Origin of the sequence: Nonomuraea sp. NPDC049784 (assembly GCF_040659615.1) — a bacterium.
Taxonomy (GTDB): Bacteria; Actinomycetota; Actinomycetes; order Streptosporangiales; family Streptosporangiaceae; genus Nonomuraea.
On record NZ_JBFAMX010000061.1, the window covers coordinates 11,324 to 32,785 of the forward strand.

General features: G+C 65.5%; 24 protein-coding genes and 1 pseudogene. 17 read left to right on the top strand and 8 right to left on the bottom strand.

The features are described from left to right. The first annotated feature begins 50 nt into the window (after positions 1–50). The 11 genes from AB0J09_RS16085 (at position 51) to AB0J09_RS16135 (ending at position 9,908) form a co-directional block, all read left to right on the top strand. Positions 51–1,145 carry a radical SAM protein gene (locus tag AB0J09_RS16085; RefSeq protein WP_360690562.1) on the top strand — a complete coding sequence of 365 codons (1,095 nt, stop codon included), beginning with the start codon at positions 51–53 and terminating at the stop codon, positions 1,143–1,145. Further along, complete coding sequence (locus tag AB0J09_RS16090; RefSeq protein ID WP_360690565.1) at positions 1,133–2,122, top strand: radical SAM protein; 990 nt, start codon at positions 1,133–1,135, stop codon at positions 2,120–2,122. The genes AB0J09_RS16085 and AB0J09_RS16090 overlap by 13 nt, the downstream gene beginning before the upstream one ends. Beyond that, the gene (locus AB0J09_RS16095) at positions 2,119–2,808 is read left to right on the top strand and encodes an iron-containing redox enzyme family protein (protein WP_360690567.1); all 690 of its coding nucleotides are present in this window, start codon (positions 2,119–2,121) and stop codon (positions 2,806–2,808) included. The genes AB0J09_RS16090 and AB0J09_RS16095 overlap by 4 nt, the downstream gene beginning before the upstream one ends. Then, positions 2,801–4,135, top strand: coding sequence for an MFS transporter (locus AB0J09_RS16100; protein ID WP_360690570.1), 1,335 nt, complete (start codon positions 2,801–2,803; stop codon positions 4,133–4,135). Before AB0J09_RS16095 ends, AB0J09_RS16100 begins: the two co-directional genes overlap by 8 nt. Before the next feature lie 36 nt (positions 4,136–4,171). Continuing rightward, entirely contained in the window at positions 4,172–4,342 is a 171-nt protein-coding gene (locus AB0J09_RS16105; protein ID WP_360690573.1) for an aroma-sacti cluster domain-containing protein, read from the top strand. A 94-nt stretch (positions 4,343–4,436) separates the two neighbouring features. After that, positions 4,437–4,628 carry an aroma-sacti cluster domain-containing protein gene (locus AB0J09_RS16110; RefSeq protein WP_360690576.1) on the top strand — a complete coding sequence of 64 codons (192 nt, stop codon included), beginning with the start codon at positions 4,437–4,439 and terminating at the stop codon, positions 4,626–4,628. An 88-nt stretch (positions 4,629–4,716) separates the two neighbouring features. Next, on the top strand, positions 4,717–4,947 hold the full coding sequence (locus AB0J09_RS16115) for an aroma-sacti cluster domain-containing protein (protein ID WP_360690579.1): 231 nt from the start codon (positions 4,717–4,719) through the stop codon (positions 4,945–4,947). 72 nt (positions 4,948–5,019) lie between these two features. After that, the gene (locus AB0J09_RS16120; RefSeq protein WP_360690582.1) at positions 5,020–5,250 is read left to right on the top strand and encodes an aroma-sacti cluster domain-containing protein; all 231 of its coding nucleotides are present in this window, start codon (positions 5,020–5,022) and stop codon (positions 5,248–5,250) included. A gap of 253 nt (positions 5,251–5,503) precedes the next feature. Next, positions 5,504–8,470, top strand: coding sequence for an adenylate/guanylate cyclase domain-containing protein (locus AB0J09_RS16125; protein ID WP_360690585.1), 2,967 nt, complete (start codon positions 5,504–5,506; stop codon positions 8,468–8,470). Then, a complete protein-coding gene (locus tag AB0J09_RS16130; protein WP_360690588.1) occupies positions 8,467–9,297 on the top strand; it encodes a S8 family serine peptidase in 831 nt (276 codons plus the stop codon). Before AB0J09_RS16125 ends, AB0J09_RS16130 begins: the two co-directional genes overlap by 4 nt. Then, complete coding sequence (locus tag AB0J09_RS16135) at positions 9,294–9,908, top strand: GAF domain-containing protein (protein ID WP_360690590.1); 615 nt, start codon at positions 9,294–9,296, stop codon at positions 9,906–9,908. The genes AB0J09_RS16130 and AB0J09_RS16135 overlap by 4 nt, the downstream gene beginning before the upstream one ends. A gap of 56 nt (positions 9,909–9,964) precedes the next feature. Here AB0J09_RS16135 and AB0J09_RS16140 read toward each other — a convergent pair whose 3' ends face one another. From AB0J09_RS16140 to AB0J09_RS16150, 3 genes are all read right to left on the bottom strand, one after another. Continuing rightward, complete coding sequence (locus AB0J09_RS16140) at positions 9,965–11,587, bottom strand: tryptophan halogenase family protein (protein WP_360690593.1); 1,623 nt, start codon at positions 11,585–11,587, stop codon at positions 9,965–9,967. Between the two features lie 117 nt (positions 11,588–11,704). Continuing rightward, on the bottom strand, positions 11,705–12,367 hold the full coding sequence (locus tag AB0J09_RS16145) for an NAD(P)H-dependent oxidoreductase (RefSeq protein ID WP_360690595.1): 663 nt from the start codon (positions 12,365–12,367) through the stop codon (positions 11,705–11,707). Between the two features lie 442 nt (positions 12,368–12,809). Beyond that, positions 12,810–13,001, bottom strand: a complete 192-nt coding sequence (locus AB0J09_RS16150; RefSeq protein WP_360690598.1) for a hypothetical protein — start codon at positions 12,999–13,001, stop codon at positions 12,810–12,812. 185 nt (positions 13,002–13,186) lie between these two features. Between AB0J09_RS16150 and AB0J09_RS16155 the strand changes: the two genes are divergently transcribed. Further along, a complete protein-coding gene (locus AB0J09_RS16155; RefSeq protein WP_360690601.1) occupies positions 13,187–13,495 on the top strand; it encodes a hypothetical protein in 309 nt (102 codons plus the stop codon). Positions 13,496–14,144: 649 nt separating this feature from the next. Here AB0J09_RS16155 and AB0J09_RS16160 read toward each other — a convergent pair. Further along, positions 14,145–14,516, bottom strand: a complete 372-nt coding sequence (locus AB0J09_RS16160; protein WP_360690604.1) for a DUF5997 family protein — start codon at positions 14,514–14,516, stop codon at positions 14,145–14,147. Positions 14,517–14,571: 55 nt separating this feature from the next. Here AB0J09_RS16160 and AB0J09_RS16165 point away from each other — a divergent pair, with 55 nt between their 5' ends. The 3 genes from AB0J09_RS16165 (at position 14,572) to AB0J09_RS16175 (ending at position 16,942) form a co-directional block, all read left to right on the top strand. Next, positions 14,572–15,300, top strand: a complete 729-nt coding sequence (locus tag AB0J09_RS16165; RefSeq protein ID WP_360690607.1) for a LysR family substrate-binding domain-containing protein — start codon at positions 14,572–14,574, stop codon at positions 15,298–15,300. Positions 15,301–15,902: 602 nt separating this feature from the next. Continuing rightward, positions 15,903–16,184 (top strand): hypothetical protein, encoded by a 282-nt coding sequence (locus tag AB0J09_RS16170; RefSeq protein WP_360690610.1) that lies wholly within the window; start codon positions 15,903–15,905, stop codon positions 16,182–16,184. 254 nt (positions 16,185–16,438) lie between these two features. Beyond that, positions 16,439–16,942, top strand: a complete 504-nt coding sequence (locus tag AB0J09_RS16175; protein ID WP_360690613.1) for a GNAT family N-acetyltransferase — start codon at positions 16,439–16,441, stop codon at positions 16,940–16,942. 285 nt (positions 16,943–17,227) lie between these two features. Here the strand turns inward: AB0J09_RS16175 and AB0J09_RS16180 are convergent, their stop codons facing one another. Further along, on the bottom strand, positions 17,228–17,524 hold the full coding sequence (locus AB0J09_RS16180) for a hypothetical protein (RefSeq protein ID WP_360690615.1): 297 nt from the start codon (positions 17,522–17,524) through the stop codon (positions 17,228–17,230). 336 nt (positions 17,525–17,860) lie between these two features. Between AB0J09_RS16180 and AB0J09_RS16185 the strand changes: the two genes are divergently transcribed. After that, on the top strand, positions 17,861–18,358 hold the full coding sequence (locus tag AB0J09_RS16185; protein ID WP_360690618.1) for a DUF302 domain-containing protein: 498 nt from the start codon (positions 17,861–17,863) through the stop codon (positions 18,356–18,358). Between the two features lie 31 nt (positions 18,359–18,389). On the opposite strand, the pseudogene AB0J09_RS16190 reads toward AB0J09_RS16185, so the two are convergent. Then, positions 18,390–18,485, bottom strand: a pseudogene (locus AB0J09_RS16190) (IS5/IS1182 family transposase); the annotation flags it as partial. A 130-nt stretch (positions 18,486–18,615) separates the two neighbouring features. Then, positions 18,616–18,792, bottom strand: a complete 177-nt coding sequence (locus AB0J09_RS16195; protein ID WP_360690621.1) for a hypothetical protein — start codon at positions 18,790–18,792, stop codon at positions 18,616–18,618. An 84-nt stretch (positions 18,793–18,876) separates the two neighbouring features. Between AB0J09_RS16195 and AB0J09_RS16200 the strand changes: the two genes are divergently transcribed. Next, positions 18,877–19,875 carry a LysR family transcriptional regulator gene (locus tag AB0J09_RS16200; protein WP_360690624.1) on the top strand — a complete coding sequence of 333 codons (999 nt, stop codon included), beginning with the start codon at positions 18,877–18,879 and terminating at the stop codon, positions 19,873–19,875. An 805-nt stretch (positions 19,876–20,680) separates the two neighbouring features. Here the strand turns inward: AB0J09_RS16200 and AB0J09_RS16205 are convergent. After that, complete coding sequence (locus AB0J09_RS16205; RefSeq protein ID WP_360690627.1) at positions 20,681–21,355, bottom strand: SMI1/KNR4 family protein; 675 nt, start codon at positions 21,353–21,355, stop codon at positions 20,681–20,683. Positions 21,356–21,462: the final 107 nt, after the last annotated feature.

Below are 21,462 nucleotides of genomic sequence, written 5' to 3' on the forward strand. Positions count from 1 at the left end.
CTCAACTCACCCGATGGATTATGAACGTGCGCCTCGAAAGGACGGCACGCATGCATTTGATGGAGATGCTGCGATTTCGGCCGGTGCCGGGATCGGCGGTTTATCTGGGGCTCACCCGGCGCTGTCCACTGACCTGCCGGCACTGTTCGACGAACTCCCTCATCAGTAGCGAGGAACACGATGCCGGGCTCTTCCTCGGCTTCGCCGACACGTTCACGGCCGAGGATCACCCGGAGATCGTCCTCATGAGTGGGGGAGAGGCCCTGCTCAGGCCGAGGCTGGTACGCGACATCGCCCGCCGGGCGAGTTCCGTTGGGACTCGGTCCTACGTCGCGTCCGGCATGTTCTTCGCCAGAACCGGGAAGATCCCCCGGCTCATCCAGGAGGCGATCGACGAGGTCGATCATTTCGCGGCGAGCCTCGATGTCTTCCACGAGGAGGAGGTGCCGCGGTCGGCGGTGCTCAAGATTCTTCGCCGGCTGGTCGACGCCGGCAAGGATGTGAGCCTTCAACTCGTGGGGATGAGCGACGACGATCCCTACCTGGCTGAGGCCACCGCCGAGGCGCGGGACGTCCTGGAAGATCGGGTCCCGATGCTGGTCGGGCTGGTCGGGGCGTCGGGCAGGGCCGCCGAGTGGATGCCCGATCGGCGCACGCTCACCCACCTGCCGCTGTCGGCCACGGCGGACCCATGCGGTGTGGCGGCCTGGCCGATCGTCACCTTCGACGGCACCGTGATCGCGTGCTGTAACCAGGCCGTCGTCGACCAGGGGCGGAACGCGCCGGCGCACCTGAAGCTCGGCCACAGCGCCACGGACACCTGGCAGACGATCCGGTCGCGTAGCCGTGCATCGGCGACACTGCGAGCCGTACGGACGATCGGTCCCAGAATGATCGCGCAGGACGCGGGGCTGTCGCCTCCCGCTGAACAGTGCGCGGCCTGCTATGCGCTGTCCGCCGAGGATCCGCAGCGGAAAGCGGTGGATCTGGTGGAACGTCCCGGCTTCGCGGCCATGGAGCTCGGCGTCCAGCAGATCCTCTCCAGCGGCGGACCGGTCGGATACGCCCGCCGCTACGGTTCGGCGCGTTACGCGGACATGGTCACCCTCGGCTACCGGCCTCAGGAGCAGCCATGCGCCGTCTGACCTACGCGGAGATCGACGAGGCCCGGCACAGCCGCGGTAAGACGGCGCTGCTCTTCCTCACCGACCGATGCCCTGTCGGATGCGCGCACTGCTCGGTCGACTCGCGCCCGGACAGCCCCAGAATCCGGGACTTCCGGCTCTTCGAGCAAGTGGTGGAGGGGCTCTGCGCCTCCTCGTACGGGCTGATCGGCATTTCGGGCGGTGAGCCGTTCATCGAACGTCGTGGACTGAGCTACGCGACGGAGCGGCTGCGTGATGCGGGAAAGGACGTGTCGATCGTCACGAGCGGCGTGTGGGCAACCTCGGCCGATCCCCCAGAGTGGATCAAAAAGGTGATCCGAAGGTGCGGCTGCCTGATTCTCAGCACCGACGTCTTCCACGCCGCCGCTCTGCCGGACCAGCGCTTCATCCAGGCGGCCAGGGCGATCGCGGGCCAGGATGTGTGGATCGTGACCCAGGTGGTCGACGACGAGAAGGCCGGAGCCCTGGCGACCGGGCTACTGGAACGCGCCCTGGGCAAGGAATGGGCAGACCATGCCGAGATCCTCCGGGTGCCGCTGTTGCCCTATGGCCGCGCGGCGGACCTGTTCCAGCCGATCGCCACGACACCTGGCCGGCGCTTCGGAGCCTGTCATCTCGTTCGCTCGCCGGTCATCCGATATGACGGCAGCACATCCGCTTGCTGCAACGAAGCCGTCATCCTCGGACGTGGGCCATCGGCGTTACGCCGGCAGTGCGACGACGCGGATGAGCTCATCACCGCGTTCGCCGAGTTCGACCGGCACGCATTGCTGCGTGCGGTCGGAGATGTCGGTCCTGGGGTGCTGACGCTGGACCCGCGCCTGCACGACCTGGCCGATCGCCGGTTCAAGTCCATCTGCGATCTGTGCTGGGAAATGGTGGACCGGCTCGGCGACAGGGCCGACGATCCGCTCATTCATTCCGTGGCGAATCTGCGGACGGGAGCCCTCGGATGATCTCCAACAGTGCTCGCCTGCGAGCGAAGATCGAACTGGCGCTGCCGGCGTTCCACGGCGTGACAAGGCGGTTGTGGTCGTCGCCGGACCTGGTCACCCTTTATCCGGAGTACCTCGTCCTGATGCACACCCTGATCAGGGCGACGGTGCCTCTGATGGAGACCGCGGTCCGGCAAGCCCGTCAGCTGGCCGGCGGAGACCCGGTGGCAGCCGGAGTGGGCGCGTATCTCGCCAAACACATCAAAGAGGAGCGGGGGCACGACGAATGGCTGCGCCAGGACTTGGCCGCTCTCGGGTGTGATCCAGACGACCTGCTGAGAGCGATGCCCAGGCCATCGAGCGCGGTCCTGGTCGGCACCCAGTACTACTGGGTCCGCCACCACCATCCGGTGTGCCTGCTGGGGCACATCGCGGTCCTCGAAGGGTATCCGCCACACCCGGGCCTGGTGGACCACATCGTTGAGCGCACCGGCTTCCCGCGCACCGCACTGCGCACCTTGAGCAGACACGCCGCCCTCGATGTCCGGCACCGCGACGAACTCATGGCCACGATCGACGCGCTGCCGCTGACCACGGCCCACACCGTGGCCATGGGAGTGAGCGCGTTGCACACCGTGCAGTGCATGGTCACGGTGTTCGAGGATCTCGTCCCTCGGCCTGTGGCGGCAGGAGCGGTCCATGGCTAGCCCGCGGATCTTCACGCCGCTGCGTCTGCCGCAGTATCGGCGGATCTTCGCCGGCCAGATCGTGTCCGGGCTGGGTGACTGGCTCGACATGATCGCCCTCCTCACACTCGTCGCGTACGTGTGGCGGTCAGGGGCGTTCGCGCTCGCCGGGCTGACGATGGCGGTGGCGATACCGGCGATAGCGGTGGCACCGTTCATGGGGGTGTGGGCGGACAGGCTGCCCCCACGTGGTCTGATGATCAAGGCCGATCTGGTGCGTGCGGCGCTTGTGCTGGGCTACCTGGTCGCTCCCAATCTCCCGGTTCTCTTACTGCTGGTCATGTGCAAGAGCGTGCTGAGCACGCTTTTCGAGCCGGCAGAGCGGAAGGCGATCCGGCTTTCCAGCCCCCCGGACGAGCTGCACGCGGCGATATCCCTGACGACCCTCGCCGGTCAAGCCACCAAAGTCGTCGGACCCGCGATCGGCGGCCTGCTCGTCGCCGCGGTAGGCCCGTACTGGGCGTTCGCCGCGGACGCGGCGACCTTCGTGCTCTCGGCGATCATCCTGGCCGGCCTCCGCCTTCCGGAGCAGGCCGCTGGTCATCCCGCCCCGGAGCGGCGACAGTTCTGGGCCGAGCTCCGCGAAGGACTGGGTTTCCTCCTGGGCAGTCACCGCCTCCGTGTCGCCCTCGTGGGAATGACCGCGACGATCTTTCTGGTGTTCACCTTCGACACGTTGTCTCCGCTCACCGTGACCGCACTGGGAGTGGACAGTTCGATGCTCGGTTTCGCGATCGCCGGAATCGGGTTCGGCGCGGTCGCCGGAACGATCATCATTGGTCAGTGGGGTGAGAGGGTGCCCGCGCCGGTACTCATGAGCTCTTCCCAGGTGGTGGCAGGCGCACTGGTCGCGTTCATCGGACTCGTCGCGTTGACGCGGGCGAACGTCGCCGCCCCTGTGCTGCTGGTGACGATGATCGTCACCGGGGTCGCCGCCGCGGGGATCCTCATGTCGTTCAGCCTGACACTGCAGAACGAGACACCGGAGAACCTTCTGGGACGTGTCTCCGGCACCGCCGAGGTCCTGCCCACCGCCATGATGCTGATCGCGCCGCCGATCGGGGCGTCGGTCGCGGCCAGCCTCGGGGTGGGCTGGGTGCTGGCCGTCGCCGGTGGGTCTCTGGCACTGCTCGGAACGGTGACCATGATGCCGGGCCGCCGGGCCGCTCCTGGTCGTCCGAACCCCATCATCGCGGAGCCAGACCTTGTCGCGCATGCGGCTCCTCCCGCATACCCGCCGCACCTGGATATTTCTCGTCCGGGCCGGACACCCTCTGTTTTCTTCTGAGCCTCACATATGCGCCCTTATCCGGAAGGAACTGAGATGAGCGACCAAGAGCTACCGCTGGATTCGATATTCCTCACGGCTGAAGGGCGTGCCGTACTCGAGTCCCTGTCGGAGGAGGAAATCGCGGTCCTCAAGGCAGTGCAGCGGCGAATCGACGAGGCCGCAGGAGACGTGGAGGCCCATTTGATGGGCGCGTCGTTCTGGTGACTCCGAGCCGGCACCGCGTCAGCTTTGTCGATGAACACCATTCGGTGACGGCGCCGGACCGTCAGCACACCGTTGATATCAGGAGGTGCGGCCCATGGCCGGGATAGGAATGACACGCCTTCAAGAAGAAGGGCTGGCGCCCGGCGCGACACCGGCCGAGCTGGAAGCGCTCGCCGGCATGTCGGAGAAGGAGTTCGAAGTACTCAAAGAGATCAAGGCACGTATGGACGAGGCCATCGGTATCGACGACGTGCACAGCCCCCAGGACGGCGGGCTGTTCTGGTGAGATCGCGACGGCCGCGGCCGCGCTGAACGCAAAGAAAGGTGCCAGGCGACTCTCCGCCCGCCCGGCCCGACACATGAAAGGAACAATCATGTCCGAATTCGATCCTGTCCGTAGTCTCAAAGACGCGGGACTGCTCCCGGACACGCCCGAGAGTCATCTCGAAGAGGGACACAAGGGCGGCGTCGCTCTCGAGGTGCTGTCCACCCTCACCGAGTCGGAAGTGGCGGTGCTCAGATCCATCCGTGAACGGATGGACGCCGCTGCGGCCGGCCAAGAGGTCCTGGCCCACTCCAACACCACGGGCGGCGGTTTCTGGTAGGCCGGCGGCGCTGCCCGTGTTCCTCGCTTCCACCTCATACTCCAACGACTGGGAACAAGGAAAGGAACAATCATGTCCGAATTTGATGCTGTCCAGAGCCTCAGAGACGCGGGACTGCTCCCGGACACGCCCGAGAGTCATCTCGAAGAGGGACACAAGGGCGGCGTCGCTCTCGAGGTGCTGTCCACCCTCACCGAGTCGGAAGTGGCGGTGCTCAGATCCATCCGTGAACGGATGGACGCCTCCGCGGACAGCCAGGAGGTCATGGCCCACTCCAACACGATTGGCAACGGGTTCTGGTAGACCGCCCGCAGCGCGCGGGATCCTCACGGGCCGATCGTGTGGAGATCGGTGACGGGAGGAGGACGGCCGGTGGCGACATGGCCACCGGCCGTTCACCGGATGACCCGGACAGGTCGTCTCGCGTTCCGTGTGCACCACACGGAAAGCCGCTATCGCCGAGGCGGTTATGAACTGCATTTCTTGTGGCGCCGAGATCGGGCGCTTTCGCTTTTGTCCTGACTGTGGCGCGCCGCAGGACCGTGACCGGCATGAGGTGCGGAAGGTCGTAACGGTTCTGTTCTGCGATCTGAGCGGGTCCACGGCGATGAGCCGGCGGTTCGACCCGGAATCGCTGCGGGCGGTTCTCCTGCGATATTTCGAGCTGATGCGATCCTGCCTCATCCACCACGGGGGAACGGTCGAGAAGTACATCGGGGACGCCGTCATGGCCGTGTTCGGCGTCCCCACGGTGCATGAGGACGATGCGATCCGGGCCGTACGCGCGGCATGGGAGATGCGTGCGGCCATCACGAATCTCAACGTGGAGCTCATGCGCGAACTCGGGTGTGGAATCGGGATCAGAATCGGGGTGAACACCGGAGAGGTCGTGGCCGTCGACGCCGCGACCGGCGACCATACCTTCGTCTCCGGAGAGATCGTCAACATCGCGGCGAGACTGGAACAGCATGCGCCGTCCGGCGAGATTCTCCTCGGCGAATCCACTTATCGCATGGTGTCCGGCGCCGTCACCGCTGAAGCCGTGCCGCCACTCGACGTGAAGGGCGTGGCGGAGCCCCTTCCGGCCTGGCAGCTGCGCGAGGTACGCGCCCATGAACCGCCCGTGCGACGGAGATTCGACGTTCCACTGATAGGCCGCGAGCGAGAGCTGAAGCAGCTCTCGTTGCTCTTGGAAGGAGTACGACAGGATCGCGCCTGTCATGTGTGCACGATCTTCGGCGATCCCGGCATGGGCAAGTCGCGCCTGGCCCAGGAGTTCATCATGGTCTCCCGGTCCTCGGGTTCGCCGGCGGTCTCCGGCGGATGCTCCCCGTACGGCGGCGGCACGCTCACCCCGTTCGACGGTGTTCTGACCGACCTGCTCAATGCGGTGGGAACGGGAAACCTGGCCGAGGCGTTCGCTGACACCCCTCAGGTGGCGACGGCGCTTGCCGGTGTTCTGCGCGATGGCGCGTCGGGGCTCGCCGTCGAGGACACGTTCTGGGCGATCCGTGAGGCGTTTTCGACGCTTGCCGGTGATCGCAGTGTCGTGGTGGTGCTCGATGACCTGCAGTGGGCGTCATCCACCACGCTGGATCTGATCACCTTCCTGGCGGAATCCCTGCACGGAGTCGCCGTGTTCTTTCTCTGCCTGGCCAGGTTCGAACTGCTTGACGCACGCCCGCAATGGGGTGGCGGGCAGCTCGGCACCACCTCCATCGTTCTCCGGCCGCTCGGTCACGAGCACGCGCACACGCTCGCCGCCAATCTGAGCGAGGTTTCCGCGCACATGTCCAGTGACGACATGGAGCGACTGGTGGCGACCGCCGAAGGGAATCCCTTCTTTCTCGAACAGCTGATAACCATGCGCACCGAAGAACTGGCGGAGGGGATTCCGGCGTCCTTGCAGGCACTTTTGGCGGCACGGCTCGACTTGCTGACGCCGGAGCAGCTGGAATGGTTGCGATGGGCCGCGTTCTTCGACGACTTCACACCGTCGCACATCGCCGAGTTGTCGGCCGGAGTCCAAGTCACCGACAACGACATGAATCATCTCGTACGACGTCGGTTCATTGAGCCCGACGGGAAGCTCCAGGGCGAGACCCGTTACCGGTTCGGCAGTTCCCAAGTCCGTGATGTGACGTATTCGGCACTGCCGAAGAAGACTCGCGCGGAGCGGCACATACGGATCGCCCATTGGATGAGGGACCGTTCGCAAGCGGATGCCGACGTCGGCGGGCACTTGGAGAGTGCCCTCGGCTACTGCGCCGAGCTGAGGATGCCGAACACAGCGGGCCTGGCCCAGGAGGCCGGTGCGCATCTTGACAGAGCGGGACGCACAGCCCTGTCACTCGGTGACGTGTGCCGGGCCAGATCGTTCTTCGAGCGGGCGTTGGCGGTCGCGCCGGACCGGGTGGACACCATGGTGACCCTCGTGGACGTGCTCGCCGCCTCGGGCGAGACCGGAGCCGCCGACCGGTTGCTGGATGAGCTCGAGAGATCTGCCGGCGCCGGCAGGCCCGAACTCGCTGCGCACGGGCGGCTCCAACGGGCCGTCCTCCATGTGGCCGAGCTGGGAATGGACCATATGGTGGCGGTCGCCGAGGAGGCGTTGCCGATCTTCCGGCAAGCCGATGATCACGCGGGACTCACCCGGTGCTGGTTGCGTCTTGGCCAGGCCAGCCAGGCGCACCACCACTTCGCCGAGGCCAGGCGGCGCTTCGAGCAGGCCCTGACCTACGCCCATGACGCCACGACCCGGCTGGAAGTGGCGACGACCCTCGGTGGCCTCGCCTCCTGCCTGTGGCAGGGTCCTGAACCCGCCGGGGCCGCCCTGCGCAGGTGTGACGAGCTGGTCGAGCAGTACGCCGGCATGTCGAAGGCCACCCGGATCGCCATCGAGTGTCCTCGTGCGCTGCTGTGCGCTATGCGGGGCAGACCCGATGACGCGCGGAGAACTCTCAACGACGCCGAGCGGACTGTCCAAGCAATGGGACACGTCACGGCTCGGGCGACCATTCCCATCTTCCTCGGCAAAGTGGAGCTGCTCGCCGGCGATCTCGTAGCCGCGGAGCGCGCGTTCCGCACATCCCGAGCCGCCTTCGAAGACATCGGAGACGGCCTCATGCAGGACACGGCGACCGTCGACCTCGCACGTGCCGTATACCGGCAGGGCAGAGCGAGGGAGGCCCTCGACTGGCTCGACTCGTGCGGCAACCTCACCGAAGACCTGCTTCCTATGGAGACCGCGCTCCGCGCGTCGTTGCGGGCTCGTATCCGTGCGGAGTCCGGTGCCGACATGTCCGATGAGCTGGAAAAGGCTCTGGCGCTGTCCGGCGGGATGCAATCGCCGCAATGCCACGGCATGGTCCTGCTGGACGCGGCACACGCCTTCCTGCGTGCCGGACACGAGCATGACGGACTCTCCTTCTTACGGCAGGCGCGGGATTCTTTCGCGGCGAAAGAGGACCTGGTCGACCTTGCGCTGACCGAATCCCTCCTCGCGGATATGGGGTGCGAATGACCACTGACACGGCCGGCTCGCCGCCGCGACTGAGCTGGTTCATGCAGGGTCCGCCCGAGCAGGTCAGGCTGAGCACGGGCTGGCCGGCGTTCCCGATCAGGGACTGGGCACTGTCGGGCGCGACGGGGGCCGGTGTACGGGTCTGCGTCGTGGACAGCGGGGTAGAGGCGGGACACGAGCTCGTGGGTCCGTTGTCGGGCGCTTACAGCGTGGAACCAGGACCGTCAGGAAGCTCACGGGTCGTGGCCGACGACAGAGGTGATACCAGCGGCCACGGTACGGCCTGCGCCAGCGTGATCCGTCAGTTCGCGCCTCAGTGCGAACTGACCAGCGTGCGAGTGCTGGGCGGATATTCCGGTAGCGGCGACAACCTGATCACCGCCTTGCGGTGGGTCATCGACAACGACTTCGATGTCGTCAACCTCAGCCTCTCCACGAGCAAGCGCCACTTCGGTATGGCGCTGCGGGAGCTCACCGACGACGCGTACTTCAACCGCACGTTGATCGTGGCCTCCGCGCACAACATGAAGGTCGAAAGTTTTCCGTGGCGATTTTCTTCGGTTATTTCGGTGGGCAGCCACGCGGAATCCGATCCATGGCGGTACTACTACAATCCCAATCCGCCGGTGGAATTCTATGCGGGCGGGGTCAACGTACCCGTCGCCTGGAAGGGCGGGGCGCGGACGCTGTGCAGCGGGAACAGCTTCGCGACTCCACGGATAGCCGGGATCTGCGCGTTGATCCGCAGCGAACATCCGGACCTGACGCCTTTTCAGGTCAAGACCGTCCTCCACCTGTCCGCGGCCAACGTCAGGGAGCAAACATGAATATCAGCGGTGCATTGCCGGTCCTGGACAAGAGGAACCAGCGTTTGCTTCAGTCGATCGTAGAAGTGGCTCGCGCGATCTTCAACGCCGAGGCGAGCTCCATATTCATCTTCGACAGCGGTTCGGGCGAGCTGGTCTTCGAGGCGGTATCCGGGGCCGGCGAGGACACCCTCGTCGGGCAGCGGTTCCCGGTGGACGAAGGCATCGCGGGCTGGGTGCTCCAGTCGGGCGTGCCGTTGATCGTGGACAACGTGACGTCGAATCCACTCCACGCCCGGAAGTTCGCGGAGTCCACCGGTTACACGCCGACCTCCGTCATGGCGGCACCGCTCATGGACGAAGGCACGAGCATCGGCGTACTCGAGGTGATGGACCGCCGCCCGGATCCCACACGTGCTCTGGGAGATCTGGAGCTGCTCGGCCTGTTCGCCAGTCAGGCGACCGTGGCCCTGCAGGTCGTGATCCAGAGTCAGGAGGCGATGGCCAGGGTGATTCACGACGACACGCTTGCCGGCGTCGCGGTGGCCCTCGGCGGCCTCACGGGCACCCGAAGGGAGGCAGGTCGTCAGCTGCTCAGCAGCATCAGGGATGTCCTTGCCACGGAGGCATAGAGCAGGCTGCGTCACTCCGCGATCGCGGAGTGACGCAGCCGGTGCCCCTGGCGTTCTCACACGAAGCCGTGGCCGAAGGAACGTCCTCTCCCAGCCCAGCTGTCCTCGTCTTCCAGGATGGCCTGATGAATCTCGGGCGTGGCACGTATGACGTCGAGCGCCTCCGCATGGGGCAGGGCGCGCTTGACGAGGAGCTCGGCGGCGGCCTTACGCTCGTGCCACTCCTCCATGGAGATGGACTGGGGGAGGAGCGATGTCCGCACGTGCTGGCCGAGCAGAATCGTGTCGACACCGGCTATGCCGTAGAACGTGGGCATGGCTTGTTCGGCGAAGTCCCGGACCACCGCATCGCGCTGGCTCAATGGCGCGCCCGCGGCGTACAGGTCCAGGAGATGCTGGATCCCCGAGACATCGGTTTCGTGGTTCGCCCTCTTCCAGAAGGGGGTGTCCAATCTCGTGTTGAACCGATAGTGGATCGCGAGGAACCAGCGCAGCGCATCCCACTTGCGCGCAAGCCCGGCATTCACCACTTCCCGTGCCGCGGGTTCGCGCCAGCTGCCGGGAAGCCCGCCGAGCAGTCCCAGGATGCCCAGCGTGATCATATAGATTCCGCTGGATTCGAGTGGCTCCACGAATGCATACGAGTTGCCGATCCCCATCACATTGCCGCGCCACGCCTGCTCGTGCCTGCCTGACCTGAAGCGGACAATGCGCGGTTCGCTGATACCGGGGAATCGCGTTGCCAGCTCGGCGGCGGCCTCCTCGTCGGACAGCGCCGACGAGGAATACACGTAGCCCAGGTGGTCGCTCTCCGGCGTCGGGATGCTCCAGCACCATCCCGCGGACATCGTCGTCGCGGTCGTGTAAGGCTTGAGGTGACCGTGATGCGGCAGGTTTCCGGTGACGGCGGAGTCGGTGAACAGGCTGTCCGCGTAGCTCAGGAAGGGAGTCTCCAGGGTTTTGCCCAGCAGCAGGGACCGGAACCCGGTGCAGTCCACATAGAAGTCGAAGCGAAGCTCGCGGCCGTCCTCGGTGACGATGGAGTCGATCCAGTCGCCACTTCTCCTGACCACCTTTGCGATACGCGCGTCGGTGTGTCGCACTCCGCGCCGTCGCGCCAGGTCGGACAGGAAGGTGACGAACCTGGCGTTGTCCAGGTGATAGGCGTACCGAAGATGCTTCATGAGGGACTCCGGTCGTCCGCCGTTCGCGAAGATGGGAGTCCGGTCGGCACGCATGAGCAGAGCTTGCAGGGTGAAGTCGTTGATGTTGCCTCGAGATCTCAGGGAGCCGACCACACCGATGGAGTCCGAGTCCCAGTCGAATGGCGCTAGAAATCCTTCCGGATCTGGCCCCCATTCGAACTTGATGCCCAACTTCCAGGTCGGACGTACTTTGTCGTACAGCTCGTCCGGGTCAATTCCAAGATAGTGGTGCAGGAAAACGACGAGAGACGGCACGGTCGCCTCGCCGACCCCGATGATCGGAATGCCGGATGACTCCACCAGCGTCACGTCCAGCCAAGGACGTCTGGCTTTCAGCGCGAGCGCCGTGAGATAGCCGGCGGTGCCGCCTCCCATGATGCCGATCCGGCGGATTCCTTCGTGATCGTCGGCGGAAGGCTCGTGAGCGCGCTCGATGAACCATTCCCGTGTGTCGTCCCGACGAGCTGCGCTCATGGGTCTGCCTCCTCGGAATTCGCCTCGCGTTCATGCGGGAACGTGCGCCCGCCCAGCACATCGGCAGCTCGAATGATCGGGCGACGGCTCCCTATTCGAGAACAATCTGTCAGGAACTCATCCGGCCACGCCTGTATGGTGGTTGTAGGTCGTCGGCAGCCATTTCCCGGTGCCGTCCCCAATTCCCGCGCGAATCACCGGATCACAAGGAGACGCCGCTTCTGTCGCGAAGCGACGGGCCGCGTCGAGGACCATGCCGCCCAGGCTGACGAGCCGTTTCACGACCGCGCGATCCGTCGCCCTTTCATCGCTCCGGAAGACATCGTGCGCGCCGTTGACGGGGACGACGAACGGGACGACCCAGCCGCGCAGAGCACGTACTGCGAACTCCATGCTGTTGATCGCCTGAAGTGCTTGGGCGCCCGCCGCTGTCGCGATGAGACCGACGGGTTTGTCAGTGAGGAAGGGCGGATCGAGGCCGGCGAGTTCCTCGAGCCAATCCAGAGAGTTCTTGAAGGAGCCGCTGACCGTGCCGTGATACATCGGTGCGCTCCATATCATGGCGTCGGCCGAAGCGGCTGCCCGTACGAGCCGGGAAACGCCCGGGTGAAGGCCGGCGGCGTCGGTGCCCGTGGATCCGTACAGCGGCAGATCGAGCGTCCGTAAATCGAGGAGCTCGATATCGACGTCGTCGGCCAACGCGCCTTGCAATGCCATCTGCAATGCAGAAAGGCTCGTGGACGGCACCTGTAAGGATCCGCCTAACCCGACAATACGCACCCTCAATACTCCCTTGGTTTTGTGGGCCGATCACCACGGCGAAGTCCTGCGTGACGTCGGTCCGCAGTGCGGAGAGGCCCAACGGCACTCAGGTTCGGAATTCGAGATCGCCCGGCAGGAGTCGTTTTATTATCTTCCAGGATGCCCTATGAGCATATGCCGGGGGTATATTAAGGATTTAGCGAGGATTTTCGCGCACTCGCCGGTCGGCCGGGAAAGTCCGACTGGGCTAAAAGTAGCCAGGCGCGACGATCTTCCGGAAACCGCCCCGCCCAGAAGGTTCCTGGAGGTGGGGACAGATGCACTAACCGATAACTCGTCGTAACTCCTGCTGGCTTGCCTAGGTCGTGGCAGACGGGTCGATCAGGTTTCCACCTCAGCAAGCTACGGACTCCGGCCCACGCACGGGCGATCATCCGGAGCTGAGAGCCCGTCGGAGGCATCAGTTCCTTTTGTCGCGGTGCTCGGTGATGGCGCAGGCGATCGCTCCAAGCATCGCGATCATTGCTATCTGGAGGAGGGGGGCGCCTTTGCCTTGTTCTCCGTTGAGGGTGAGGAACCCCCCAATGACGAGGCTGGCGATGCCGACTGCCAGGAAGATGTTCCGGCCTGTGAGCCCAAAGAGTTGCAGCACGTGGCGATGCTATGGCAGGTGCTTTGCCTCGGTGAAGGTCTCGACACGGACGACCCGGCGCAGCGCGAGCACACGGCGCAAGCTGTCGTGTACAGCAGGGCGCCCCGGCTTGATCTTCATCAGGATGATTCGGCAAGATGACCCGAAAGACGGGCTTACCCTCCGTAACCGAGGAGCTGACTCAAGTGCACTTCACAGTGGCATGGGGTGTCGTATTAGGGCTCGGGTGCGTCCTTGCCGCATCCGGGATATACACGCTGGCCACCAAACGACTTCCCCGCCCGTTAAGCGGCAAGCGTACGCAATATGAGCCTCGCCGTCACGGCTTGGGACAACTATTCATGGGTCTCTTCTCCGTTTTCCTGACGCTGTCCAATATGGTGATGGGTTCGTCACACGCATTGTCCCTGGCGCTGATCTTTCTGGCGATCGGATGCACCGTGGCAGGTTCATGGTTCTTGCTCTCGGCGATGACCTACCGCCGCGCACCTTGAGCGTGCCCACCCGTTTAGGTGATGTGAGCTCTCACCTGGGCAAACGTTCCACCGAGATCCCTGGTTGTCCCCTCAGCCCAGGCGATGGTCACTCAAGCGGGGACGGCCCGGCCGTGCTCCAGATAGACGGTCTCTCCCAGCTCGCGGGCGGTGGCGGCGGCTTTGAGGCGGCGGGCAAGGCGCTCGATCGGAGCACGAGGAGGCGACCGATGGCCGGCTGGATACTGAGTTCTTCGCGTACCTCGCGGACGCACGCCTCATGCGAGGTCTTCCCGGCTCGAGGTACCCGTCCGGGATGTCCATGGAGGATTTGTAGGTAGGCCGGACAAGCGGCATGTGACCGCTGCCGTCGTAGGTGGCAACGGAGCATGAGTGGTGAGTTGGAAGCTCGCCTCGCGTACCGCACCGACTCCCACAGCGCACTCAGCGAGGCGGTGGCGGCGGCTTGGAGACGGCGGGTTGAGCACTCCAGCAAAGGATCGCCGGGACGGCTGCTCGACACCGGATTCCCCTTGAGCACACGCGGAGACTTCCCCAACGAGGAAACCGCTTACGCGGCAGAGCGCCCACCCCGGTTCCGGCAGAGCGCCCACACTCGGCTCATTCGACGGGCTCGTCTGGGGTCGGAGACGTGCAGGATCTCAGCTGTCTAGCGTTGCTTGAGGCGCAGTGCTTCTTTGCGGGTCTCGGCCTGGATGGACCGCTCGCGCTCCAGCCATGCTGGGTTCTCAGCTTTCAGCGCATCGATCTCAGCGGTGGTGAGCGGTCCGGTGATCCCGCCTCTGGTCAGGCCGGAAATGGAGACCCCGAGCTTCGCGGCGACGACCTGCTTGGGGTGCGGGCCGTTGCGGCGCAGGTCAGCGAGCCAGGCGGGTGGCGTCGACTGCAACTCGTTCAGCTCGTCCCTGGAGACGACACCCGCCTGGAACTCGGCGGGAGTGGCCGAGAGGAGGACACCCAGCTTCTTGGCCGCGGTCTCGGGCTTCATCGTCTGGATGGTCTTCTGTTTGGGCGAGGTCATGGTGCCAAGAGTAGTCAGTCGGAACGGGTTCCCCTGACATCGGTACTCTGAGGAAGTGACTGATGGAGAGACCGGCAGGGTGTTTCGGCTGGCGTACGTGCCCGGGGTGACACCCGCGAAATGGGTCAACGTCTGGACCGAGAGGATGCCCGGCGTACCGGTTGCCCTGGTCGCGGTTCCCGCCGCCGAGGTGGTGGGACTCCTGCGGGATGGCGGCGCCGACGCCGGATTCGTCCGGCTGCCGGTCGACCGGGACGGGCTCAGCGTGATTCCTCTCTACGTGGAGACCACGGTGGTCGTGGTGCCCAAGGACCACGCGGTGGCCGCCGCCGACGAGGTCTCCACCGCCGACCTGACCGACGACAACGTGTTCCATCCTCTGGACGACACCATCGAGTGGACGGTCCGGCCCGGGCTGCCCGCGTTCACCCGCCCGGCCACAACGGCGGACGCGGTCGAGCTGGTAGCGGCCGGCACTGGGCTTCTCGTGGTTCCGCAGTCGCTGGCACGCCTCTACCACCGCAGGGATCTCACTTACCGGCCAGTGTCGGACGCGCCGCAGTCTCAGGTCGCGCTGGCCTGGCCCACGGACGCGACCACTGACCTGGTGGAAGATTTCATCGGCATCGTCCGCGGCCGGACAGTGAACAGCTCGCGGGGCCGTACCCCCGCCTCCCCTGCGGAGAAACCGGCACAGCGGCAGGCACAAAAACCCGCACAGAATGGCTCCCGTCGCCGGGCCGTGCCGGCCAGCCGTAAAAAGAAGGGCTACCGGCCTCGGTGACCTGCGGCCCCGAACCTCCGGTTCGGACCCGCTTCGGGAGTTAGTCACTCAGACCCCGTTTCCACGATCGGAAACGGGGTCTTTTCGCGGGTGGGCGGTACTGGGTTCGAACCAGTGGCTCCTCGCTTGCGAGGAGCCACGATCGCCTCCGACGGGCCCTCGACCTGCGGCGCGTCGCGCACGGCAGGCCACGGTTGACCGTCCCCAGCACCAGCCAATGGCACGCTTATGCCACGGCGATCACGCCTATGACCTGCCATTTGATCACGCTGGATGGCACGTAGCGGCACGCGCTCAGGCACGTGTGTGGCACGTCAGGGTCCACGGGCATGCAGAGCACCGCTGAGGAGGTGACCGCTTTCTTGTCAGCACGATCAACCGCTCCGTTGTACGGCTCTCGCCACGGAAAGCGGTGGTGTTGCAGCCTGAGTTCATCTGGCCTCGTTCGGGGCCGTTGCCGTCAACGTTGCCGTCGAAGGGCTGGATGTGGTGAGCTCGGGCGGGTGGATCAGGTTACATATCCAGGCGGGCTCACACTTCCGCTTGTCCTCCCGAATCGGCGCTTCAGATTGTGGAGCTACGTACCGACCCACAGTGAGCTCGTGATCCGTACCGAGTTCGAGCTGGACGAATTGCACACCGAACTCCTCTTCAAGCCAGTGGATATGATCAAGCTCCCTACCGTCATGGACGGTGGTCTTGTCATCAGCTTGGCCAACTTGCCAGGGCTCTACTCAGAGACGAGTCACACCTTCGAGATCCGAGGCGATGGCTTCGCCGGATATATCATCGCGAGCCTGCTCCGCGTGGCCCAGGAGCCTCGAACGAGATACAGCCCCTACTCGCTTTTCCACGGCTACACCAGCAGCGACTACAAGCGCTGAATTGCACAGAACCCATCTTGCCCGATCTTCCCGTCCGCCTCGTCCACCTGCAAAGGCAGCGGGCCCAATGTACGGTGAGCTGCCCTTCGGGCTCATTGAGTAGTGGTTGCAAGTGGATCAAAACCGGTGACACAGTCATCGCCGCCGGGAGAGGATACGGCGTGAGATCGACTCTTTCGACACCGCCTGCCATCCCCGCCGGAACCCTTGCCGCTGGCCCGCAACCGATGCTTTCCGCCCCAGGTGGCCTGCTCTTGCGGCCCTGGGAGCCTTCTGACGCAGCAGTCTTCCTCGCCGCTTACCAGGACCCCGAGATCCGGCATTGGCACACTCGTCAACCCGCGTCTGAAGATCAGGTCCGTGAGTGGTTCGATCAGTATCGCCAGGCCTGGGTGCAGGAGACGGGCGCGAGTTGGGCGGTGACCCGTGACGGCGGTGAGGTGCTGGGGCGCATCGCCATGGGCGGAGTGAATCTCGATGACGGTGTCGCGGGGTGCGCGTACTGGGTGCTCCCGGCCGCCCGTGGAGCGGGTGTGGCCTCCCGCGCGCTGACGGCCTTGAGCGGCTGGGCACTGGGCGAGGCTGGTTTCTACCGTCTGCATTTGGATCACTCGACCCGCAACAATGCCTCCTGCCGGGTCGCCGTCAAATGCGGTTTCCTCCTGGAGGGCACCAAGCGCAGCGACGCCGTCCACTCTGACGGCCGGCACGACATGCACCTCCACGCCCGCATCCGAGGCGACGAGCAACTCGCCTGATGCCGACTTGCCTCAGCAGTTCACCGGAAGTAGGTGCCACCTTGTGAGTGCTCCGCCGAGCCTGTTCCGTAAGGGGATCCTCGCCGGAACACCGAGCAGTCGGGACGGACGCCCAGATCAAGGTGTTCCGTATAGCTGTTCCGGTGATGGGGGGCTAGTCGGAACACCAGAGGGCGTGAACGCCTCTCGCGTCGGTCGCTCCCCCATCCACGGGCCAGAAACCACCAGGTAGAACGCGGGATCAACGCCTACTTTGCGGTCGCCGTAGCTCTGGGAGTTCCGGGCCTACTTGCGCAGGACCAGCCACGCCCAGAGGGCAGCCACCGTAAGCAGGGCCAGGCCGAACACGATGGTGGCGCTGCGCCGCCTGGAGACGAGGGCGAGGAGCAGCCCCACCACGGGCGCGCCGAGACCGACGATCAGCATGGCGTTTCCGCAGAGCTGCCTGTTCCTCGGCACCCCTCCCATCAGGGCAAAGCCATAGCTGAACCACAGCACGCCCAGGAGAGGTGTGCCCAGGATCCATAAGAGGAACAGCAGCCATGGCCAGGCGGCGTCCTTGCGCGGCCGGCCCAATTCCATGATCCGGATTGTTCCTGGCGCCTCGGACAGCCCAGCAGCGCTTGATATCAACCGCGACACAACATGACATCGCGGCCTATCCAGCTGGTTAGATCGCCGTCACGCCGCATCTAGGTCCTGGATGAACCGACTTCCCGCTACGGCAGGCTTGCTGGCGAAACCAGGAGGCAAGCCTATGGAACGGTTCGTCAAAGCGGGTGTTTTCCGCCGGGAGGCAGCAATGGACGCCAGGTATTCGGGACAGCAGGATCTACGGCTGCCGCAGAAAGGTCGCCGGTGTCGGGAGGAACCATGGGGCAGTCACCACGGGACCGCATTCAGAGCGTCCCTCATGAGGTGAACCGCCTGGCCATCGCCGTCGGCAAGCCGCTGGACGACTTCCGCGCCCAGTACGAGCAATCCGTTCCGGAGTACGACGCTGAGCGTTTCGAAAGGCTCGTCGCGGACGGCGCCACTTGGGACACCGTTCTGGAGGCGACGAAGGAGAACGCTCCTCACGGGTTCATCATCTACTGGAGCTACGATTTCTCCCGCTTGATGCAGCTGGCCGGCCACCGGTTGCGCTGCGTCGAGTACCTCATGGGCAACCACGCCGTCGCCCAGACGATGTACCGCCACGATCCGGCCATAATGCTGTACGCCCCGCTGCGCACGGCCATCTATGAAGACGCCGAGGGCGAAACGTGGTTTGCCGTCGACCAGCCGCGCACCCGGTTCGCGAGCTTCGGGGATCCGGGCATCACCCAGGGAGGTGTCGAGCTCGACCGCCGGCTCGCCGCGCTGCTCGGCCATCTAGGGCTCCCGGTGCCCGATGTACTGGCCGCCCAGACCTGATAGGCGGTGAGGCTATTTCCATCCTGACTAGTGGTCTTCGCCGGTGACGCTTGAACGGCCTGCGGATTGTAGCGCCGGCAGCCTGGTAACCCTGATCGGCGAAGGTCGGCATGGCTGCGGCGCTCAAAGGCGTCTATCTGGCGCTGCCCGTCGGCCCGGTGGAGTGGCCGGCCAACATGCCGAACCTAGGCGCCCTGATCTACCCGTTCATGTTCATGTACCTGAACAGCAGGCTGCCGCGGCCCGCGGCCCTGGCACTACGTCGTGCTGGTGCTGAACCTCCTGTTCTTCGGCTTCTTCTTCGCCGACTTCGTGGGCGATCCGCTCGTGACGTTCTGTGCCGTATGCCCCGGCGGGTGGACCAGGCTCAGGAGGACGCCGATCTGGGCGGGCGACAGCGGCATGCCGCTGAGCAGCTCTTTCATGGGAATCACGGGTCCAGCCTGATGGAGATTGGGACGCGGGGTCCAACACCGGAAAAGCCGGGATTAACGCGGATCTGTTGTTAATGTTGCCGTGTGGACCTGCATCCCCGGCTGCTCAGGGTGTTCGTGACCGTCGCCGAGGAGCTGCACTTCGGCCGCGCCGCCGCCCGCCTGTACGTGGCACAGCAGGCGCTCAGCCGCGATGTGCGGCGGCTGGAGGAGCAGCTCGGGGCAGCGCTGTTCACCCGGTCCACTCGGCGGGTGGAGCTGACCCCGGCGGGAGCGCGGCTGCTGCCCGGGGCCAGGCGGCTGCTCGCGCTGCACGACGAGCTCGTCGCGGAGATCTCCGGCGCTCGGGTGCCGCTGCTCGTGGACGTCAACATGCAGGGGCACGAGCCGCCGTGGCCGCTGGTCAGGGCCAGGGAGCTGGCACCGGGAGTGGAGATACTCGCCCGCTTCCACGGCGGGCTGGCCTCCGGAGTCGCCGCCATGCGGGAGGGGCGTCTCGACGTGTCGTTCGGCCGGTTCGCCGGGCTGCCCGCTTACGTGCGCAAGGGACTGGCCCAGGTGCCCGTGCGGCTGGATCCGCTCGCCCTGCTGGTGCCCGAGGATCATCCGCTGGCCGCGCTGGAGGAGGTGCCGCTCGGTGTGCTGGCCGACTTCCCGCTGGACGCCATGGCGGGCAACCCCGCCACCACCGAGTGGACCGACTTGGGCGAGCGCCTGGCAGAGGAGTTCGGGCTCACCCTGGCCACGCCACACGTGCCGCCGGTCGGATCCCATGAGATGGGCCTCTACCTGCGACGGCACCGAGAGCCGGTGCTGGCCACGGCGAAGATCGGCGGGATCCCCGGCGCCGTGGTGCGGCCCCTGGTCGATCCCGTGCCGCTCACTCTGGAGAACCTCGTCTTCCCCGAGGGCCTGCGGCATCCGGGTCTGGACGCGCTGCTCCAGGCCGTGACGGAGTTCTGGAGGGTGGGGCGCCGGCTGCGCCGGCCGTCGCATTCCTGGCTGCCCGAGGCCGACGAGGCGCTGCTGAGGTGGTCGGGACATGGTCACGGGGATGGCCGTCTTAGGAGCGCGCCGCGTTGACCAGCTCCGCGCCGGCGTGGGAGGTATCCACCGGGACGGCCGTCTGCGGCGTGCGCTCCCTGGCGTCGCGGTCGCGGACATCGCGGGAGCCACGCCCACCTCGCCATACAGCTCCCACACGGCGGCGCCCTCCGGACCGTGCCGTTCTGAGCAGGACCCTACCCGCCTGCCCGCTGATGGCCGCCCACCCCACACCGTCGGCGCACCAGCCCGCGGTACTGTCATCCACAAGACACACCGAAGATCATCTAGCTGGAGTGTCGCTCACCTCTAGAGCCGGATCTGTCGCGCAGGTCCTGAGACCTGTCAGGCAGGCGTCACAAAGCTGGAGGTCGGATCAGGGCTTTACCGCTGGGCATGCCGATGGCGCTTGCAAGATGCATCTCACCCAGTTTGTCACTCACGCCCCGTTTCCAAGATCGGAGACGGGGCGTTTTCTCTGGTGGGCGGTACTGGGTTCGAACCAGTGACCCCTCGCTTGTGAGGAGCCATGATCCCTTGGCTGTACGTTCTGGATCTGCACCCCTGTACCTGCGGGGAGCTTGGTAAGCCACGACTTCAGCACTTCCTCCTTGGCATCGTCAAGAGCACCGAGTCCGCCTACCACTTTCAGCTCTTCCTATCTCCCGGCGCATCACGTGTGGTGGCATGCCTCGGCGTCAGCAACCAACGGGAGCGCTCGGCGCGCACCACCCCTTTCTGATCATCCCGGAGCCCGAGGCCCCACCGGAGGCAAGGGGCTTGCATCGTGACCTGGCGGCTGTCGCGCGTAACGGGGCTTGCGTGCGTGATGATGCGGCACCGCTCAGGAGGTTCCTCCTGGAGGCGACAGCTCGGCATCGGCGCGTATGAGCCATGCCTCGTACCAAGCGTCGAAGGTGGGCGTAGGACCGAGATACGTCGGTGTGGCCAGGTTATAGAGCTCGCTCTCCAAGCTGGCGGGGGCGGTCGTGGCCGGGCGCCAGGCGCTTTCGTCGAGCCAGACATCCCACACCGTGCCCGTCAGCTCTCCTGTGGTCACCAACGCGGTGACACTGGAGCAGCCCTGGGTGCCGATGAAGATGCAGCCAGGTGTGGGGTCGGGGGCTTGGATGTTGGGGCCGCCACCGGAGTCGGGCTCTGGTTCCTGGACCCATGCGTACCAGGCGTTGTAGATCTGCTCGGCGTCGCGACGGGTGAGCGGGAAGGGTTTGGCAGGATCGCCCTCGGTCTCTCCTACGATCTCCTGCGGTTCCCAGATGCCGTAGTAGGGGCCCGCGCCGGGGCCGATCTGGAGCAGGAACTCCCGGTATGCGGGTGGTAATTGGACACCGAGATCGCTTTCTAGGGCCAGGACCGAGGTCGGGTTGAGCGGAGTGTTGCGGTACTGGTGTCCTTCAGCGCCGAAGATGAGGAACCGCTTGTTGCGTCGGTAGAACTTGTGCAGGTGTACGGGTCGGCCGTCTTCGATGGCTCGCAGTCGGTCGAGTCTTGCTGTCATGGTCGCCATGGCGCCAGTATGCGGCTTTTCGTGAAGCAATCCGGCGGCGGCGTGGCGCTAGGGTCGGCCGGTTCGTTTGGCTGCGGCGGGGTGTGGGGCGGCTACGG

What these genes read in the sequence shown, in the direction of transcription:
- AB0J09_RS16085 (WP_360690562.1), top strand. Translation starts at nt 51, where the DNA reads ATGCATTTGATGGAGATGCTGCGATTTCGGCCGGTGCCGGGATCGGCG.
- AB0J09_RS16090 (WP_360690565.1), top strand. Translation starts at nt 1,133, where the DNA reads ATGCGCCGTCTGACCTACGCGGAGATCGACGAGGCCCGGCACAGCCGC.
- AB0J09_RS16095 (WP_360690567.1), top strand. Translation starts at nt 2,119, where the DNA reads ATGATCTCCAACAGTGCTCGCCTGCGAGCGAAGATCGAACTGGCGCTG.
- AB0J09_RS16100 (WP_360690570.1), top strand. Translation starts at nt 2,801, where the DNA reads ATGGCTAGCCCGCGGATCTTCACGCCGCTGCGTCTGCCGCAGTATCGG.
- AB0J09_RS16105 (WP_360690573.1), top strand. Translation starts at nt 4,172, where the DNA reads ATGAGCGACCAAGAGCTACCGCTGGATTCGATATTCCTCACGGCTGAA.
- AB0J09_RS16110 (WP_360690576.1), top strand. Translation starts at nt 4,437, where the DNA reads ATGGCCGGGATAGGAATGACACGCCTTCAAGAAGAAGGGCTGGCGCCC.
- AB0J09_RS16115 (WP_360690579.1), top strand. Translation starts at nt 4,717, where the DNA reads ATGTCCGAATTCGATCCTGTCCGTAGTCTCAAAGACGCGGGACTGCTC.
- AB0J09_RS16120 (WP_360690582.1), top strand. Translation starts at nt 5,020, where the DNA reads ATGTCCGAATTTGATGCTGTCCAGAGCCTCAGAGACGCGGGACTGCTC.
- AB0J09_RS16130 (WP_360690588.1), top strand. Translation starts at nt 8,467, where the DNA reads ATGACCACTGACACGGCCGGCTCGCCGCCGCGACTGAGCTGGTTCATG.
- AB0J09_RS16135 (WP_360690590.1), top strand. Translation starts at nt 9,294, where the DNA reads ATGAATATCAGCGGTGCATTGCCGGTCCTGGACAAGAGGAACCAGCGT.
- AB0J09_RS16140 (WP_360690593.1), bottom strand. Translation starts at nt 11,587, where the DNA reads ATGAGCGCAGCTCGTCGGGACGACACACGGGAATGGTTCATCGAGCGC.
- AB0J09_RS16160 (WP_360690604.1), bottom strand. Translation starts at nt 14,516, where the DNA reads ATGACCTCGCCCAAACAGAAGACCATCCAGACGATGAAGCCCGAGACC.
- AB0J09_RS16180 (WP_360690615.1), bottom strand. Translation starts at nt 17,524, where the DNA reads ATGGAATTGGGCCGGCCGCGCAAGGACGCCGCCTGGCCATGGCTGCTG.
- AB0J09_RS16205 (WP_360690627.1), bottom strand. Translation starts at nt 21,355, where the DNA reads ATGACAGCAAGACTCGACCGACTGCGAGCCATCGAAGACGGCCGACCC.